Origin of the sequence: Actinacidiphila bryophytorum, assembly GCF_016916835.1 — a bacterium.
GTDB classification, from domain to species: domain Bacteria; phylum Actinomycetota; class Actinomycetes; order Streptomycetales; family Streptomycetaceae; genus Actinacidiphila; species Actinacidiphila bryophytorum.
In genome coordinates this window covers 173,746-190,171 of the sequence record NZ_JAFFIX010000012.1, presented here as the reverse complement: position 1 = coordinate 190,171, position 16,426 = coordinate 173,746, and the positions used below count along the sequence as shown (strand labels likewise).

12 protein-coding genes are annotated in these 16,426 nt (G+C 73.9%); 7 read left to right on the top strand and 5 right to left on the bottom strand.

From position 1 onward, the window contains the following. The first annotated feature begins 99 nt into the window (after positions 1 to 99). The 4 genes from JT723_RS19570 (at position 100) to JT723_RS19555 (ending at position 6,032) form a co-directional block, all read left to right on the top strand. Positions 100 to 1,941 carry a bifunctional metallophosphatase/5'-nucleotidase gene (locus JT723_RS19570; RefSeq protein ID WP_205045976.1) on the top strand — a complete coding sequence of 614 codons (1,842 nt, stop codon included), beginning with the start codon at positions 100 to 102 and terminating at the stop codon, positions 1,939 to 1,941. A gap of 115 nt (positions 1,942 to 2,056) precedes the next feature. Then, complete coding sequence (locus JT723_RS19565; protein ID WP_205045975.1) at positions 2,057 to 2,743, top strand: FadR/GntR family transcriptional regulator; 687 nt, start codon at positions 2,057 to 2,059, stop codon at positions 2,741 to 2,743. Then, positions 2,740 to 4,152 carry a tocopherol cyclase family protein gene (locus tag JT723_RS19560; RefSeq protein ID WP_205045974.1) on the top strand — a complete coding sequence of 471 codons (1,413 nt, stop codon included), beginning with the start codon at positions 2,740 to 2,742 and terminating at the stop codon, positions 4,150 to 4,152. Before JT723_RS19565 ends, JT723_RS19560 begins: the two co-directional genes overlap by 4 nt. Next, positions 4,149 to 6,032 carry a GMC family oxidoreductase N-terminal domain-containing protein gene (locus JT723_RS19555; protein WP_205045973.1) on the top strand — a complete coding sequence of 628 codons (1,884 nt, stop codon included), beginning with the start codon at positions 4,149 to 4,151 and terminating at the stop codon, positions 6,030 to 6,032. The genes JT723_RS19560 and JT723_RS19555 overlap by 4 nt, the downstream gene beginning before the upstream one ends. An 87-nt stretch (positions 6,033 to 6,119) precedes the next feature. On the opposite strand, the gene JT723_RS19550 is transcribed toward JT723_RS19555, so the two are convergent. Beyond that, the gene (locus tag JT723_RS19550; protein WP_205045972.1) at positions 6,120 to 9,551 is read right to left on the bottom strand and encodes a glycoside hydrolase family 3 C-terminal domain-containing protein; all 3,432 of its coding nucleotides are present in this window, start codon (positions 9,549 to 9,551) and stop codon (positions 6,120 to 6,122) included. A gap of 150 nt (positions 9,552 to 9,701) precedes the next feature. Continuing rightward, positions 9,702 to 10,397: an alpha/beta fold hydrolase gene (locus tag JT723_RS19545; protein ID WP_205045971.1), complete on the bottom strand. Its 696-nt coding sequence runs from the start codon at positions 10,395 to 10,397 to the stop codon at positions 9,702 to 9,704. Positions 10,398 to 10,452: 55 nt separating this feature from the next. Here JT723_RS19545 and JT723_RS19540 point away from each other — a divergent pair, with 55 nt between their 5' ends. Continuing rightward, positions 10,453 to 11,247, top strand: a complete 795-nt coding sequence (locus tag JT723_RS19540; RefSeq protein ID WP_205045970.1) for an AraC family transcriptional regulator — start codon at positions 10,453 to 10,455, stop codon at positions 11,245 to 11,247. A 27-nt stretch (positions 11,248 to 11,274) separates the two neighbouring features. Here JT723_RS19540 and JT723_RS19535 read toward each other — a convergent pair whose 3' ends face one another. Further along, complete coding sequence (locus JT723_RS19535; protein ID WP_205045969.1) at positions 11,275 to 11,559, bottom strand: hypothetical protein; 285 nt, start codon at positions 11,557 to 11,559, stop codon at positions 11,275 to 11,277. 70 nt (positions 11,560 to 11,629) lie between these two features. Continuing rightward, positions 11,630 to 11,947, bottom strand: a complete 318-nt coding sequence (locus tag JT723_RS19530; RefSeq protein ID WP_205045968.1) for a hypothetical protein — start codon at positions 11,945 to 11,947, stop codon at positions 11,630 to 11,632. A gap of 186 nt (positions 11,948 to 12,133) precedes the next feature. On the opposite strand from JT723_RS19530, the gene JT723_RS19525 reads away from it, so the two are divergent. Next, entirely contained in the window at positions 12,134 to 12,598 is a 465-nt protein-coding gene (locus tag JT723_RS19525) for a hypothetical protein (protein ID WP_205045967.1), read from the top strand. Next, on the top strand, positions 12,595 to 12,906 hold the full coding sequence (locus tag JT723_RS19520; protein WP_205045966.1) for a winged helix-turn-helix domain-containing protein: 312 nt from the start codon (positions 12,595 to 12,597) through the stop codon (positions 12,904 to 12,906). The genes JT723_RS19525 and JT723_RS19520 overlap by 4 nt, the downstream gene beginning before the upstream one ends. A gap of 72 nt (positions 12,907 to 12,978) precedes the next feature. Here JT723_RS19520 and JT723_RS19515 read toward each other — a convergent pair whose 3' ends face one another. Then, on the bottom strand, positions 12,979 to 16,335 hold the full coding sequence (locus tag JT723_RS19515; RefSeq protein WP_251512633.1) for a GH92 family glycosyl hydrolase: 3,357 nt from the start codon (positions 16,333 to 16,335) through the stop codon (positions 12,979 to 12,981). Positions 16,336 to 16,426 lie beyond the last annotated feature (91 nt).

The window sequence follows — 16,426 nt, the reverse complement described above, 5'->3', positions numbered from 1 at the left end:
ACCCTTCGCTGCATGGTGGCCGCGGCCCGCCGCTCCATAGCCTTCCCGCCAGTACCCGTCGCTGACGTCCGCTCAGCCTCGCCGACCTGGGGGAACCCCGTGCATCCGCATGCCCGCAAAGTCCCGCGCCGCTCGGTCCTCGCCTCCGGCGCGGCGGTCGCCGTCACCGCCGCCGTCGGCACCGCCGCCCGCGCCACTCCCGCCGCCGCCGACGCCCCCTCGGCGAGCGGCTACGTCGACGTCCAGCTGCTCAGCATCACCGACCTGCACGGTTACGTCGCCCCGCCCGGCGCGAGCGAGGGCGGCACGATACCCGACCCGGCGGGCGGTGCGCCGACCGTCACCGGGGGAGCGGCCTACCTGGCCACCCACCTCAAGCGGCTCAGGGAGGGCCGGGCCAACTCCCTCTTCTTCTCCGCCGGCGACAACTTCGCCGGGTGGGCGTACTACGCCGACGTCCTGAACAACGAGTCCACGATCGAGGTCCTCAACGCCATGGGCCTGCGGTTCTCCTCGCTGGGCAACCACGAGCTGGACAAGGGCATGGACTTCACCATGAACCACATGGTGCGCGGCAGGCACTACCCCTACGACGCGCCCTTCGAGAGCTTCCCGCTGTCCACCGGCCGCCGCTTCAAAGGCGCCGACTGGACGTACTACAGCGGCAACGTGGTGCGCACCGCCGACGGCGGCCAGGTGCTGCCGTCCTGGAACATCGAGTACGTGCAAGCCCCCGGCGGGCGCCGGCTGCCCGTCGGGTTCATCCACATGACGGTCGAGGGCGCCGTCGCAGGGCCCGGCTTCAACTGCTCCTACCAGCCCACCCTGACCACCACCGACCTCGTCGACAGCGCCAACCGGTCCGCCGCCGAGCTGAAGGCGCGCGGGGTCAACGCGCTCGTCGTCGTCATGCACGAGGGCGGATACGCGGGCGACGACTACAACGCGGGCAGCAGCCCCACGGGACCCGCCTTCGACCTGGCGGCCAAGGCCGACCCGGACATCGGGGTGATCGTCACGGGCCACTGGCACTGCCGCTTCAACATGATGGTCGACGATCCCAACGGGGTGCCCCGGCCGGTCGTCGAGGCCGGCTACTACGGCCAGCTGCTGAACGAGACCACCATCAGGCTGGACGCGCGCACCGGCAGGATCGTGCGCGAGCTGACGACGTCCACCAACCACGCCGTCACCCGTGACGTCCCCCAGGACCCCGAGGTCGCCGACATCGTGGCCTACTGGACGGGCAAGGCCGCCGCGCTGGACGCCACACCGCTGGCCCGCCAGACCGGCGACCTCACCCGGGCCGCGAACGCCTCCGGCGAGTCCACGCTGGGCAACCTCGTCGCCGACTTCCTGGTCTGGGACTCCACCCAGTACGCCGAGAAGGGCGCCGCCCGCGCCCCGCGCCCCGCCGACCTCGCCGTCTTCCCGAGCAAGCCTCCCAAGGCCCGGTCCGCCCTCGGCGGCGACCTGCCGTACGCCAAGGGCGCCGCGGCGGGCGACGCCGACGGCGTGATCCTCTTCGGCGAGGCCTGGAAGGCGTACGGCTTCGACAGCCCCAACATGTCCGCGACCTACACCGGCGCCGCCGTCCACCAGGCGCTGGAGCAGCAGTGGCAGACCCGCGCCGACGGCAGCGTCGGCTTCTTCCCGCTGGCGGTGTCCGACGAGGTCCGCTACGTCTACGACACCTCGCAGCCGGTGGGCTCCCGCGTGGACCCGGCGAAGATCACCGTCAAGGGCAAGCCGCTGGACCTGGAGGGCAGTTACCGGCTGGCGACCAACGCCTACACGATGCTCGCCTACGACGGCTACGACGCCCTGACCACGTACACCGACCCGGTCCGCCACACCCTCGACCACGAGGGCTTCGTCCGCTACCTGCGCACCCGCGAGACCGTCACCCCGCCGCCGCTGAACCGGGCGACGCCCGCGTAGCCGAACGGCCCGGCCGGGCCGGTGCATTGACGGCACCCTCCCTCCGCTGGTTCAGTGGATGAGCCACTGAGCCACTGAACCAGCAGCGGCCGCAGCGCACTTGGGGAGGACCGCCGTGGAGGCACTGCCGCGCGAGACCGTCGTGGACGTCCTGGAGGGCAGGCTGCGCGAGGACATCCTGGCCGGGCGGCACCCGGCGGGCAGCTACCTGCCGCCCGAACGGCGGCTGGCCGACGGCTACGGCGTCACCCGCACCACCCTCAAGCACGCCTTCGGGCGCCTGGTGCAGGCCGGGCTGCTGGAGACCCGGCACGGAGTGGGCACCCGGGTACGGGACTTCGCCCGGCTGGGCGGCGCGGACCTGCTGCCGATGCTGGTGCGGCACAGCCCCGACTGGTTCGGCGAGATCTTCGAAGTACGCCGGGACGTCGGCGCGTTGATCGCGGAACGCGCCGCCGCCCGGGCCACCCGCGCCCAGCAGGGCGAGCTGCGCGAACTGCTGGACGCGGTACGCACCGCAGAGAGCGCGGACGCGGTGCAGCTCGCCGACGTCGAGGTGCACCGGGCGCTCGCCCGCGCCACCGGCAACCGCGTCTACGTACTGCTGACCAACACCCTCTTCAACGCCTACCTGCCCGTACGGGCCGCCCTGGTGGGGCCGTTCACCGAACCGGCCGCCGCGCACGCCCGGCTCGCCCCGGTCGTCGCGGCCGTGGAAGCGGGGGACGGGGACGCCGCGCGGCGGGCCGCGGAGGCGTATCTCACCGCCACCGAGCGGATCATGCTGGACGGGCCGGCATGAGCGCCGCGGCCGGGACCGGCGGCGGCAGGGGTACCGCCTTCCGCGAGTCGATGGCCGGCACCGTCCGGCTCGACGGCGAGGACCACGCCCGCCGGGTCCGCCTCGACCTGCGGGTCACCGCGGACCGGGTGCTGCGCCCGCTGGGGACCACCCAGGCCCGGGCCGCGGGGCGGGTGCGGATCGCCGGATGGGCCGACGACCCGGACGCCGCGGGCGAGTTGGAGATATCCCCGCTCGCACGGCGCCGCATCCGCTACCGGATCTCCTTCATCGCCGGCGGCCGCAGGCTCACCCTCGACGGCTGGAAGTCCGTCACCCCCCGGCGCCCGCTGGCATCGATGACCCGGCTGCCGTTCACGCTGTACGAGGACGGGGCGCCGGCCGGTACGGGCGCGCTGCGCTTCCCGGCGGCGACCCAACTCGCCCCCTTCCTGTCGAGTTTCCGCTTCCCGCGGCAGGAGAGCGGCCCGGAGGCCTTCGCGGCGCCGCGCTGGAGCGGCGCACCCGGGCGTACGGAGGTCTGGTACACCACGGCGACGGACCCGGCCACCGGCACCGGGCTGTGGCTGCACCACGAGGTGGTCGCGCCCACCGACGGATCGGCCCCCCACGCCCACGGCTGGGCCGCCGTCTTCCCCGCGGGCGGCCCCGTCGCGCACGCCAGGTTCGGCCCCGCCGAGTGGACCCGGCCGCCGGACGGTTTCGCGGCGGACGGGGTGGCTGCCCGGCCCGGCAGGCTGACCGGCTCCGCCGGGGACCTGCGCTGGGACCTGGCGGAACAGCCCGCCGGGGCACCGCTGTTCACCTTCCCGCGCTGGTCGTGGCGGCGCCCGCTGCTGCCCGCCGCACAGATGCTGCCCGCCGCACGCGCCCACTACAGCGGCACGTTCTCGTACGGGGCCGCGACGCTGGCGCTCGACCGTGCACCCGGCGCCACCGCACGGATCTTCGGCCACGGCAACGCGCACCGCTGGGCGTGGCTGCACGCCGACCTGGGCGACGCCGTCCTCGAAGTGGTCGCCGCGGTGTCCACCCGGCCGGTCCTGCGCAGGCTGCCGCCGCTGGTCTTCCTCCGGCTGCGCCGCGGCGACGGCAGCACCTGGCCGCGGCGGGCGGAGCGAACGGCCGTCGGCTGGGCGGGAGCCGGCCGCTTCCGCTGCACGATCGGCCTGCCGACCTGGACCGTCACCGGGCGTGCCGGCCTGCGCCGGATCCGCGTCCGGGTCACCCAGCCGGCGGAGCGCACCCTCGCCCTGGAGTACACCGACCCCGACGGCGCCCGCGCGACCTGCCGCAACAGCGAACGCGCCGACGCCGAGGTGGTCCTGGAGCGCTGGTGGGGCGGCTGGCGGACGGAGCGGCGCTGGAGCCTGGACGGCACGGCCCACGCGGAAGTGGGCACCCGGTGACCGCCGCCCCGCGCAGGCAGGACCGCCCCCCCGGCGCCTCCCGCAGCCTCACGGGCCTGGCGGCGGCGCTCCTCCCGGAGGGCAGGGCAGGCGGTGCCGGCTGGCACGCCCGCGTCCCCGCCCGGCTGGACGCGGTGGTCGCCTCGATGCCCCTGCCCGCCCGCACCGGGATGCGGGCGGCGGCCGGGGCACTCGACGGCTACGCCGTGGCCAGGACGGGGCGCAGGCTCGCCGACCTGTCAGTGCCCGAGCGGGAGTCGGTGGTCGGCGCCCTGGGCGCCAGGCCCGCACTGCTGGCGCTGCTCGACGTCGTCAAGGTCCCGGTGCTGCTCGCCGCGGGGACCGAGCGCATGGTCCAGCAGGGCCTGCCCGCACCGGCCCCGGCCCGCGAGGACCCGCCGCTCGACTGCACGCCCTCCGACCGGTGGCCCGCGCGTTCGACCGCCGACGCGGTCGTGGTCGGCTCCGGCGCGGGGGGCGCCATGGCGGCGCGGACCCTGGCCCGTGGCGGGCTGCGGGTCGTCGTCCTGGAGGAGGGGCGGCACCACAGCACCGCGTCCTTCGGGCGGCGGGCGCCGCTCGACCGCTTCACCGAGCTGTACCGCGACGGCGGCGCCACCGTCGCACTGGGGAGGCCGCCGCTGCTGCTGCCCACCGGGCGCGCCGTCGGCGGCACCACGGTCGTCAACGCGGGAACCTGCTACCGCACCCCGGAGCACGTGCTGGCCCGCTGGGCCGGGGAGTTCGGCTTCGCGCCCGCCGCGGACCTCGGGAGGTACCTGGACGAGGCGGAGCGCACCCTGCAGGTGGCCGCCCAGCCGACGGAGGTCCTCGGCGCCAACGGCAGGATCGCCCTCGCGGGCGCGCGCGAACTCGGCTGGCAGGCCGCGCCGCTGCGCCGCAACGCCCCCGGCTGCAAGGGCTCGTGCCAGTGCGTGGTGGGCTGCCCGACCGGCGCCAAGCAGAGCGTCCAGCTCTCCGTGCTGCCCGCGGCGTGTGCCGCGGGCGCCCGTATCGTCACCGGCGCCCGGGTGCTGCGGATCCTGGTGGACCCCGACCGTCCCGGCGGCCCGCGTGCGGCGGGCGTCCGCGTGGCCCGCGAGGGCGGCGGCACGCTGGAGATCCTCGCGCCGCTGGTCGTGGTCGCGGCGGGCGCCCTGCAGACGCCGCCGCTGCTGCGCCGCTCGGGCCTCGGCGGGCACCCGCGGCTCGGCCGCAACCTCAGCGTCCACCCGGCCACCAGCGTCGCGGGCCGCTTCGCCGAGCCGGTCACCGCCTGGGAGGGGGTGCTGCAGAGCGTCGGCGTCGAGGAACTGCACGGGCAGGGTGTGCTGATCGAGGCGACGGCGACCCCGCCCGGCATGGGATCCTTCGTCCTGCCCGGCGTGGGGCGGGAGTTGAGCGCCGAGGCCGACGACGCCCACCGCCTCGCCACCCTCGGCGCGATGGTCGCCGACCTGCCGTCGGGCCGCGTGCTGGGCCGGGACCGCGCACTGGTCCGCTACGACCTCGCCCCGCGCGACGCGGACCGCCTCCTGACCGCGGTCCGGGCCATGGGGCGGCTGCTGCTGGCCGCAGGTGCCCGGGAGGTCCTGACCGGCATCCCGCGCGCGCCCCGGGTGCGTACCCTGGACGAACTCGACGCCGTGCTGGGACAGGTGACGGCAGGTCAGCTCCACCTGTCGGCCTACCACCCCACCGGCACGGCGGCGGCGGGCGCCGACCCCCGGCGCTTCCCCGCCGACCCCGCCGGGCGGCTCCGCGGTGTCCACGGCGTGCTGATTGCCGACGCCTCGCTGCTGCCCGGCTGCCCCGAGGTCAATCCGCAGCTGAGCATCATGGCAGCGGCCCACGCGGTGGCCGACCTCCAGCTCGCGTGAGCGGAGCGGGCGTGCGCGTGCCCCGCACCTAAAGTCCGGTGCGGGGCACGGCAGTTCGGCCAGGACGCCGGCCGGGATCTCGGTTTCTCAGCCCAGGGACAGGGCGAAGACGTGGAAGCCGCTGTCGTCGGGCAGCGTCACCGTGGCGACGGTCTTACCCGGGTCGAGCGCTCCGCCGGTGGTGTAGAGACTGACGGCGTGGTTGCCGAGGGTGTCGTCGGGCGGGCGGTTCCAGTTCGCGGTGGTCACCGCGAGCTGGGCGTTGCCGCCGGCCTTGTTGCTGTACCAGTCGGGCAGGTCGACGGCCAGGTCCGTACTGGTGCCGTCGGTGTAGGTGACCGTGACGGTGCCGGAGTGGGCCGAGCCGATGCCGGTGCCCAGGATGCCGAGCCGGGAGCCCTGGCCCTGCAGGCGGATCACCTGCCCGGCGGCCGCGATGTTGTCGGGCTCACCCGGCCGGGTGTCGGGCCAGGTGTAGGACAGGCCGCCCGCGGTCACCGTGGCGCCTGGGGTGTAGCCGACCGCCGCGAGCTGGGTCGCGGACAGGCTGTAGCCGCCGGGGTCGAGTTCACCGGTCGACGGGTCGCTGTCGGCGCTGATCCCCGCGTTGTCGTACGCGGCTGCCGTCGTCGCGTACGGGACGGTGGTCGTGGTGTCGGCGGTGCGGGACGTGTGCCCTTCCAGTTCGTAGGACGCCTTGGCGGTGAGCGTGGCGGGCCCGGCCGCGGCGTCGGCGGGTGCGGTGACGGTCCAGTCGGCGCTGACCGTGGAGTGCGGCCGGACCGTGCGCGGCGCGGTCTGCGCCCCCGGGGCGGGCTTCGCGGTCCAGCCGGTCGGCAGCTCCAGCCCGAGGCGCACGTCGCGGACGGTGGAGTCACCGGTGTTGGTGAAGGACTGCTTCACGGTCTGTGTGGCACCGGCGTCGGTGGTGGCCGGCGCGGTGAGGGCGGTGTACTGCGTGCCGACCGAGCGGGTGACGGTGACCGCGGTGTGCAGCGGGGTGTCGGCGGACGACTGCCCGACGGAGACCGGGTAGCGGCCGGTGAGCACCGTCCAGTCGTGGGCGCTGCTGTCCCAGGTGCGCAGGTCGTCGGCGGTGAGCGTGAAGCGGACCGCCTTGGTCTGACCGGGCTTGAGGCTCACCTTGGCGAAGCTCCTGAGCGCCTTGGGCGGTTCGCCGGAGCCTGCGGGACTGCCGAGGTAGACCTGCACCACGTCGGTGCCGGTCCTGCGGCCGGTGTTGGTCACGTCGACGGACAGGTGCACCGGGGCGGTGCCGCGGCCGGTCGCCTCGACCCGGCTGGGTCCTGAGGTGAGGTGGGAGAGCCGGAAGGAGGTGTACGACAGGCCGTACCCGAAGGGGAACAGCGGGGTCTGGCCCTCCTGGTCGTACCAGCGGTAGCCGACGTCGAGGCCCTCGCTGTAGTCGTAGACGCCGTCCACGGCCGGGTAGCGGCCGGGCGCCGCGGCCGTCGCGGTCTGCGCGTCGGTCCGCGGGAAGCTGACCGGCAGCCGCCCGCCCGGCTCCGCGTCGCCGGTGAGCAGCGCGGCGAGCGCGTTGCCGTCCTCCTGGCCCGGGTACCACATGTCCAGGACCGCGGGCACGTCCGCGAGCCAGGGCATCAGCACCGGGGCGCCCGCCCGCAGCACCACGACGGTGTGCGGGTTGGCCGCCGCGACGGCGCGGATGAGGTCGTCCTCGTTGCCGGGCAGGGCCAGCGTCGTACGGTCGGAGCCCTCGCTCGAGGAGTCGCCCACCACGACCACGGCCACGTCGGCCTTGGCTGCCGCCGCCGCTGCCGCGGTGATGGTCGGGTCGGGCACGCCGGGCGCCGACCAGCCCACGGTGACGGACGCGCCGCCCGCGTTCTCGTAGTACTCCACCCGCAGCGTGTGCGGGTCGCCCGCGGTGAGCTGCACCGGGGCGCTCTTGACGGTCCTGACGCCGTGGTCGCCCCAGTTGTCGGCGATCAGGGTGCCGTCGAGGTAGATCCTGCTGCCGTCGTCACTGGTCGCGGAGAAGGTGTACGCCGCGGTCGCCGGGCTGGTGACCGTACCCGTCCAGCGCGCGGAGAAGCCGTCGGCCGGCAGGGCGGGGTCGGGCGACCCGGTGCCCCAGTCGAAGTCGACGTCCGGGTCGTCGCGGGTGAGCGCGGGTGTGCCGGACAGCGTCGTGCCGGCGAAGTACTCGCCCTTGAGGCCGCTGAGCGCGGAGGCCGGGATCGGCGGGAAGCCGGCGCCGCCGCCCGCCTTCACCGAGGTGACGTCGACGGTGCCGCCCAGCCGTGCGCGCAGCCCCGAGACCGGGTCGACCTTCTTGTACGGGGTGACGGCGGAGCTGCCGCCGCCCCCGGTGACCGCGGTGTCGGCGTTCGGGCCGATCACCGCGAGCGAGGTCAGCTCGGCGGTGTCCAGCGGGAGTTGGGCGCCGCTGTTCTTCAGCAGGACGCTGCCCGCCTCGGCCGCCTTGCGTGCGACGGCGCTGTCGGCCTCGTAGTCGACGGCCGGCGGGGTCTGCGGCGCGAACTGGCCCGTGCGGAACTCCAGTCGCAGGATGCGGCGGGCCGCGTCGTCCAGCACGGACTGCGGCACCGCGCCCGCGGCGACGGCGGCGGGCAGCTGCTTGAAGTACGTCGTGCCGCTGAACTCCTGGTCGAGCCCGGCCAGCGCGGACTTCACGGTGCTGTGGTTGGCCGGGTAGTCGGTGTCGATGACGCCGTCGAACTTCCAGGTGTCGATCAGGACGTCCCGCAGGATCTGCGCGTTCTCGCACGCGTAGGTGCCGTTGACCTTGTTGTACGCGCACATCACCGACCAGGCGTCGCCCTCCTTGACGGCCTTCTCGAAGGCGGGCAGGTAGATCTCCTGCAGCGTCCGCTCGTCGATGTCGGAGCTGGAGGTCGTACGGGCGTTCTCCTGGTTGTTGCCCGCGAAGTGCTTGACCTGGGCGGCGACACCCTGCGCCTGGATGCCGCGGATCTCGGAGGCCGCGATGTCCCCGGCCAGCTCCGGGTCCTCGCCCAGGGTCTCGAAGTCCCGGCCGCCCAGCGGGGTGCGCACGATGTTGACCATCGGCCCGTAGACGACCTGGTAGTCACGGGACCTGGCCTCCGAGCCGAGCACCGTCCCGTACTGCCCGGCCATGTCGGTGTCGAAGGAGGCGGCCAGCGACACGGGGGAGGGCATCGCGGTGGACGGCTGCCCGTCGCGGACACCGCCCGGCCCGTCGGTGAATTGCAGCCCCGGCACGCCAAGCCGCTCGATGCCCGGTATGTAGCCGGTGGCGTGCGACCCCGCGGGCTTGTCCACCGACGTCATCAGCGACGCCTTCTCGGCGTTGGTCATCTGGGCGAGCAGCAGGTCGATGCGCTTCTCCAGCGGCAGACGTGCGTCGAGCCAGGGCCGGGCGGCGGCCGGATCCGCCCCGCCCGTCCCGGAAACGCTTCCGGCGGTGGCCGGAACTGCCAGGGGTACGGCGAGGGCAGCGGCGGCAGCCGCCGCGACCGCAAGGCGGGCCATGCGCATACAGGTCCTCCAAAAGGGCGTCCGCGCCTGCGAATTCAGCGAGTTCACAGGATGAAGGCAAACGTCTGGAAGTCTGCGCGCGCCTGCCGGGGGCGTCAAGAACATGAACGCAATTCCTGATCGTGAACGGCATCGCCGGGCTGCTCAGCGTGCGCTGTCGGTCAGGACGGCGAAGAGGTCGTCGGGGGCCTCGTCGTACACGGCGTGGCCGACCGGCAGGTCGTGGACCTCCCAGCGGGGGTCGGTGCGCAGCCGCTCGAACTGGGGGCGGAAGGGGGTCGCCGCCCACCCGGACGCGTGGACGAGGGTGCGGCGGGCGACGCGGTCCATGCCGTCGCCCAGGCGCAGGCGCTGGAGGAACGAGGCGACGGGGTGCGGCCGGCGCCTGGGGTCCGTGCCGGGGGAGGGCGCCGCCGTGCGGCCGTCCGCCCGCGCGCCGGCGATGATCCGGTCCCGGTAGTGGTCGTTGGCCAGGTCCCACCAGGAGTCGCCGTCGGCCGGCACGAAGGCGTCGCAGAACACCAGCCGCTCCGGCGGGCGGGCGGCCCGGTCCGCCGCACCGGCCGCCACGAAGCCCCCGTAGCTGTGGGCGCACAAGGTGACGGGTCCCGGGCCGCAGCTGTCCAGCACCGCGAGCACCCGGTCGATATGCGTGTCCAGGTTCGCCGCGGCGCCCTCCGGCGAGGGTTCGGGCTCCAGGCCGTCCAGCGTGACGGCGACCGCCCGGTGCCCGGCCTCCCTGAGCCTGGCCGCCATGCCGTCCCACACCCACGCCCCGTGCCAGGCGCCGGGCACCAGCACGAAGGTCCTGCGCTGCTCTTTCCGTTCGTCTGTCGTCATGCGACCAAGGCTCCGCCTGGCCCGGTGTGGCTGTCGACCGGTAAACTGCCAACCTATGCCCCTTCGACGCCAAGCAGCCGGCCGGGAGAGCGGTGCCGCCTCGATCCTGTGGCCCGCGGGCGGCAGGCACCAGTGGTCCGCGGGCCAGGGCAGCCAGGCGCACACCCACACCTCGGGGCACCTCCTGTACGCCGCCCGCGGGGTCCTGTCCGTGCACACCGACCGGGGCACCTCGGTCGTCCCGGCCAACCGGGTCGCGTGGGTCCCCGCCGGGGTCGCCCACCACCACCGCGCCCACAGCGCCACCGACATGCGGGTCCTGTTCCTCCCGCACTCCTACGACCGCCTCATGCCCGGCCACCCCGTGGTGCTGCTGGCCGACGGCCTCACCAGGGAACTGCTGCTCACCCTCACCGGGCCGCGCAGCTACGACGACCCGGCCCCGGAGGACCGCGGCCCGCTGGCCCGGATGCGGCGGGTGCTCGTGGACGAACTGCGCGAGGCCAGGGAGCAGCCCCTGCACATCCCCGAGCCCGTCGACGACCGGCTGCGGGCCGTCGCCCGGCGGCTGCAGGACGACCCGGGGGACAGGACGCCGCTGCCCGGCCTCGGCCGCGCGGTCGGCGCGAGTTCCCGGACCCTCAGCCGGCTCTTCCAGCGCGAGCTGGGCATGACCTTCTACCAGTGGCGCACCCAGATCCGGCTGTGCCACGCGCTGGTGCTGCTCGCCGACGGGCACGACATCAGCCATGTCGCGCACGCGTGCGGCTGGGCCAACCCCAGCAGTTTCATCGCGGCCTTCACCGACCTGGTCGGCACCACGCCCGGCCGCTACCAGCACCAGGGCTGACGCGGCGGGCGGCGGCGCCGGGGAGCGTCAGCAGAACCAGCCGTTCTGGACCCAGCCGTGCCGGTTGATGTCGCCGTAGGCGAAGCCGTACACCCAGGAGCCGTCGACCTCCTCGACCAGGAAGGTCTGCCCGGTGTACAGCGTGCCCATCCAGGCCCCGACGGGTGCGGTCCTGACGTAGAGGTCCTGGGCGCAGACGGTCTCGCGGACCCCGACCCTGCCGTTCGCGGCGCCCGCGGGCACGGCGAGGGCCAGCAGCGCGGCGGCGGCCAGGGCGGCGGCCGCCGCGCCCGTCGTTACGGTTCGCAGCACGGTGAACTCCCGCTGGTGGAAGGGATGTCGGAAGGTGTTGCGCAGGGCGGCAGGGGCGGTGGCCGCCGTGTCACCAGGAGTCGTAGCCGCCGATGCACTCGATGCGCAGGTAGCCCCAGTCGTTGGGGCCGTAGTCGAAGCTGGCGGCCCACCCGTTGTAGACGGGGTGGGAACCGGGGGTGTGGCCGATCTTGTCGCCGTAGCCCAGCGTGCGCAGCAGCCCCGAAGGCCCGCTGGAGCTGTTGTAGTTGGCGTAGAAGCTCGCGCTCTGGCACACCACGATGGCGTGCTCGGGCGGCACGGCGGCCTCGGCGGAGGGCAGCAGTGCGCCGGCGGCGGGGACGCCCAGCAGGCAGGCGGCGATGAGCGTACGACGGCGTCGCGTCATGTCACGTCCAGGGGTGAGGGATGTGCCGGACGATGCGGAAGTGCCGGATGCTCCGGCGAGGACTCTAAAGGCTTGACCGTGCCCTGACAATGGGGTCGTCGCGACCCCCTGGCCGATCCCCCTTGACTTTCCCGGTGGGAAAGTGAAAGCTTACTTTCCCAGCAGGAAAGTCAAGGGGGAGTGGTCATGGACGGCATCGCAGCGGAAGAAGCGCGTACGGCCCTGGACGCGGCCGACCGCGCAAGGCGCCAGGTCGAGCAGGAGATCGGCCTGCCGCGCGGCTACTGGTGGGCCATGGCAGGCGGCTGGCTGCTGCTCGGCGTGCTGGGCAGCGAGGCGCCGCGGTGGGCGGCGGGCATGGCGACCGTGGTCTTCGGCGCCGCGCACACCACGCTCGCCGCGCGCCTGCTCGACGGCCGCCGCCGCACCGGGCGGCTGCAGGTCAGCCGGTCGGTCGCCGGCCACCGCGTCCCGCTGATCGTGGTCGGCATGCTGGTCGTCCTGGTCGGCGCCACGATCCTGGCGGCCCTGGTCCTCGACGCGGACGGCGCCGGGCACGCGGCCATCTGGGCGGCCGTCCTGGTCGCGGCGGTCGTCGGGTTCGGCGGCCCGGAGATCCTGCGCGTCCTGCGCCGCTGGGCGCGGGCATGACCGAGCCGCTGTTCGACGAGCTGATCCACCCCAGCACCCGGCTGTCGCTCATGGCGACGCTCACCGCCGCCGACTGGGCCGAGTTCGGCTATCTCAAGGAGCAGCTGGGGCTGTCGGACTCGGCCCTGTCCAAGCAGCTCGCGACCCTGGAGGAGGCCGGCTACGTGACCACGGAGCGGCGGCTGAGCGGCACCCGCAGAAAGGTCCGCGCCCGCCTGACGGACACCGGCCGCACGGCGTTCCAGGGGCACATCGCGGCACTCCAGGAGATCATCGCGGAGGCCGCGGGCCGGCCGGACGGCTCCTGACCGCACCGACGGCGCACCCGCCCCGGGCCGACGACGGCCCGGGGCGGGTGTGTGTGCAGCCGGTTCAGGGCGTCACGCGGTGGCGATGCCGAAGACGTGCATGTCACCGCCCTGCGTGGTGGCCGGCAGCGTCACCGAGGCGAGCTGCTTGCCGGACTGCAGGGCGACCGGTGCGGTGGCGAACACGTCCGTGCCGACCGGTTCGGTGGAGCCGCCCATGACGTCGCGGTAGTCGGTGTGCACCGCGATGGTGTTGCCGAAGGAGGGGGTGCTTCCCCCGCCGCCGAGCGTCCAGTCGCTGAAGCCGACCTCCGCCTGCTGCGTGCTGCCGTCGGTGTAGGTGAGCGTGACCGTGCCGGTCGTGTCACCGAAGGCCGCGCTGCCGAGCAGGCTCAGCTTCGTGGCCCCCGCCGAGGTCTTCGACATGTCGAGGACCTGGTCGCCGCCGCCCACGACGATGTTGTCGGGCGCGCCGGGCGCGACGTCGGGCCAGGTGAAGTCGAAGCCGCCGGCCGAGACGGTCCCGCCCGGGACGGCCCCCGCTGCTGCCAGCGCCTTCGCGGAGTAACTCCAGCCGCCGCCGTCGAAGTTGGCGGTCGGGTCGGAGTCGTCGTAGGAGATGCCGTTGCTGTTGACGTACCAGGTGACCGAGCCGTTGACGCCGACGGTGACGCTCAGCCACGCCGTCGGGGCCTTGGCGCCGTGCCGGCCGGTGAGGGTGAACGGCACCCGGTAGACACCGGACTTGGTGTCCGCGGCGACGTGGACGCCGACCTCGGCGGTCGCCTTGCCGTTGCCCGGCACGGTGACGGTGCCGTGCGAGGGCGACAGGGTGATGCCGGCCGGTGCGGCGGCGCTCCAGGACACCGCGGTCTTCTTGCCCTGGATGGTGGACAGGTCGAGCGAGGTCGTCGCGGAACTGCCCGGTTCTGCCTTCACCGACGCCGGCGAGGCGGCGGCGAAGAAGGGTGCCTCACCGTCGCGGAAGGACGGCGGGGCGTCCTTGGCGTCGCTGCCCCAGCGGGTGTCCGGGGTGGCGCCCAGGGTGTAGTCGAGGGTGCCGCCGCCGGTGGCGAAGGACGCCGGGACCCACGGCCGGTCCGAGGCCTTGCCGTTGACGCGCAGGCCCTGGACGTAGATGTTGTCCGCCGACGCCTGCGGGGCGTTGACGGTGATGGTGCGGCCCGAGCCGGTGCGGATCACGGCCTTGGGGAAGACCGGGCTGCTGAGCACCAGGTCGGCGCGGCTGGGCACCTGCGGGTAGAGGCCGAGCGCGGAGAAGACGTACCAGGAGGACATGGTGCCGGCGTCGTCGTTGCCGGGGATGCCGCCGGGGGTGTTCGTCCACAGCCGGTCGGTCTCGGCGCGTACGGTCTGCTGGGTCTTGTAGGGAGCGCCGAAGTAGTCGTAGAGGTAGGGCGCGTTGATGTCCGGCTCGTTGGTGGGGTCGTAGCGGGTCTGGTCCTTCGCCGAGAAGTCGAAGGTGCCGTCGGGGGCGCGGAAGAAGGCGTCGAGCCGCTGGACCGCGGTGGCGTTGCCGCCCATCGCCTGGGCGAGCCCGGCCGCGTCGGAGTACACCATCCAGCTGTAGCGGGCGCTGCTGCCCTCGACGAAGCCGTTGCCGGTGCCCGGGTTGAAGGTGGCGCCGGCCCACGAGCCGTCGGAGTTGCGGTCGCGCATGTAGCCGCCCTGCGCGGTCGCGTTCGGGTCGAAGACGTTCGTCCAGTTGCCGCTGCGCTCGGCGAAGGCCTTCTGCACGGACTTGTCCCCGACGGCGCCGGCGAGCTGCGACAGGCCGAAGTCGGCCGCCGCGTCCTCCAGCGTCTCGGCGGCGCCGCCCCAGCAGTGGCAGTTGTCCGACGGCACGTAGCCGAGCTTGAGGTACTGGTCGAGGGCGGGGCGCTGGCCCACGCACTCGACGTTGCAGCCGGCGCTGTCGGAGTCATTGGCGGTCGGCACGGTGGCCGCCTTCACCAGGGAGGCGAGCGCGCCCTTGACGTCGAAGTCCCGTCCGCCGAAGGCGTAGATGCCGGCCAGCGCCGCGTCCGAGGGGTCGCCGGACATGATGCTGGTCTTGCCGTTCTCCAGCAGCCAGCGGTCCCACTCGCCGCCGCGCTGGGCCGCGTAGTTGAACAGCGACTGGGCGTAGTCGCTGCCGGTACGCGGCTGCAGCAGCGTCAGCAGCTGCACCTGGGCGCGGTATTGGTCCCAGCCGGAGAAGGTGCCGTACTGCGCGTGCTGGCCCTTGGCGAGCCGGTGGACCGCGCGGTCGCCGCCGAGGTAGCGCCCGTCCACGTCGCTGGTGAGTGTCGGCTCCAGCATCGAGTGGTAGAGCGCGGTGTAGAAGGTGCTGAACTGGTCGGGGGTGCCGCCGGAGACCGCGATACGGCGCAGCGCCGCGTTCCAGTCGGCACTCGCGCCCGCGCGGACCGAGTCGAAGGAGCGCGACGGGGGGTTCTCCACGCGCAGGTTGGCCTCGGCGCCGTCGGCGCTGACGTAGGAGATCGCGACCTTCACCTGCACGCTGCCGGTTCCGGCAGGGAAGGTGATGTAGGCGCCGGAGCCCTTGCCCGCCGCGGGGTTGCCGCTGCTGTTGTAGCCGGTGCCGCCGGTGGCGGAGGTGGAGCCCGGGGTGAGCGTGCCGTCGGTCCAGGTGCCGACCTTCGCGAAGGGCTGGTCGAAGTGGGCCGTGAAGTGCAGCGTGTAGACGTCGTGCCGGTTGTTGGCGCTCTGCGGACCGCAGAAGTTGCCGGCGTCGACCGAGCCGGTCACCGTGCGGGTGGCGGCGTCGACCTGCACCGAGGCCGCGCTGCTGCCGCTCTCGGAGTTGGAGGTGCGCAGCAGCATGCTGGCCGGCTTGTCGGCGGGGAAGCCGAACTCGCCGGTGCCGGTGCGTGCGGTGGTGGTCAGCCGGGCGCTGGCGCCGCTGTCGAGGGCGACCTTGTAGAAGCCGGCCTGTGCGGTTTCCGCGGTGTGCGAGAAGGTGCTCGCGTAGACCGCGTCACGCGTGTCGGAGCTGGGCGAGGAGGTCACGTCGCCGACGAACGGCATGATCGGGATGTCGCCGTTGGCGCCGGAACAGCCCACGCCGTTGAGGTGGGTGAGGCTGAACCCGCGGATGCGGGTGGCGTCGTAGCGGTAGCCGCCGGGGGCGGGGGTGGAGAACTGGTTGCCCGTCGAGGTCTGCGGGCTCCAGGCGAGCATGCCGAACGGGACGACGGCGCCGGGGTAGGTGTTCCCTGCGTTCGAGCTGCCGATCAGCGGGTTGACGTACGAGGCCGGGTCGGCCGGTGCGGCACCGGGGGAGGCGGCGCCTGCGCTCTGGGCGCCTAGGCCGAGGCCCAGGAGCGCGGTGGCCGCCGCGGCCGCGGTCGCGACCCGGAGCCGGAGACGGGTTCTTCCGCCGGGTGAGGAGGATCTGACTGACACTTTCCTGCCCTTCGGAGTTACGGGAAGGAGCGGCGCCCCGTGGAGGGTGAGAGACGCCTGCCGGATGGACAACGTTGTCATCGCAACAGCA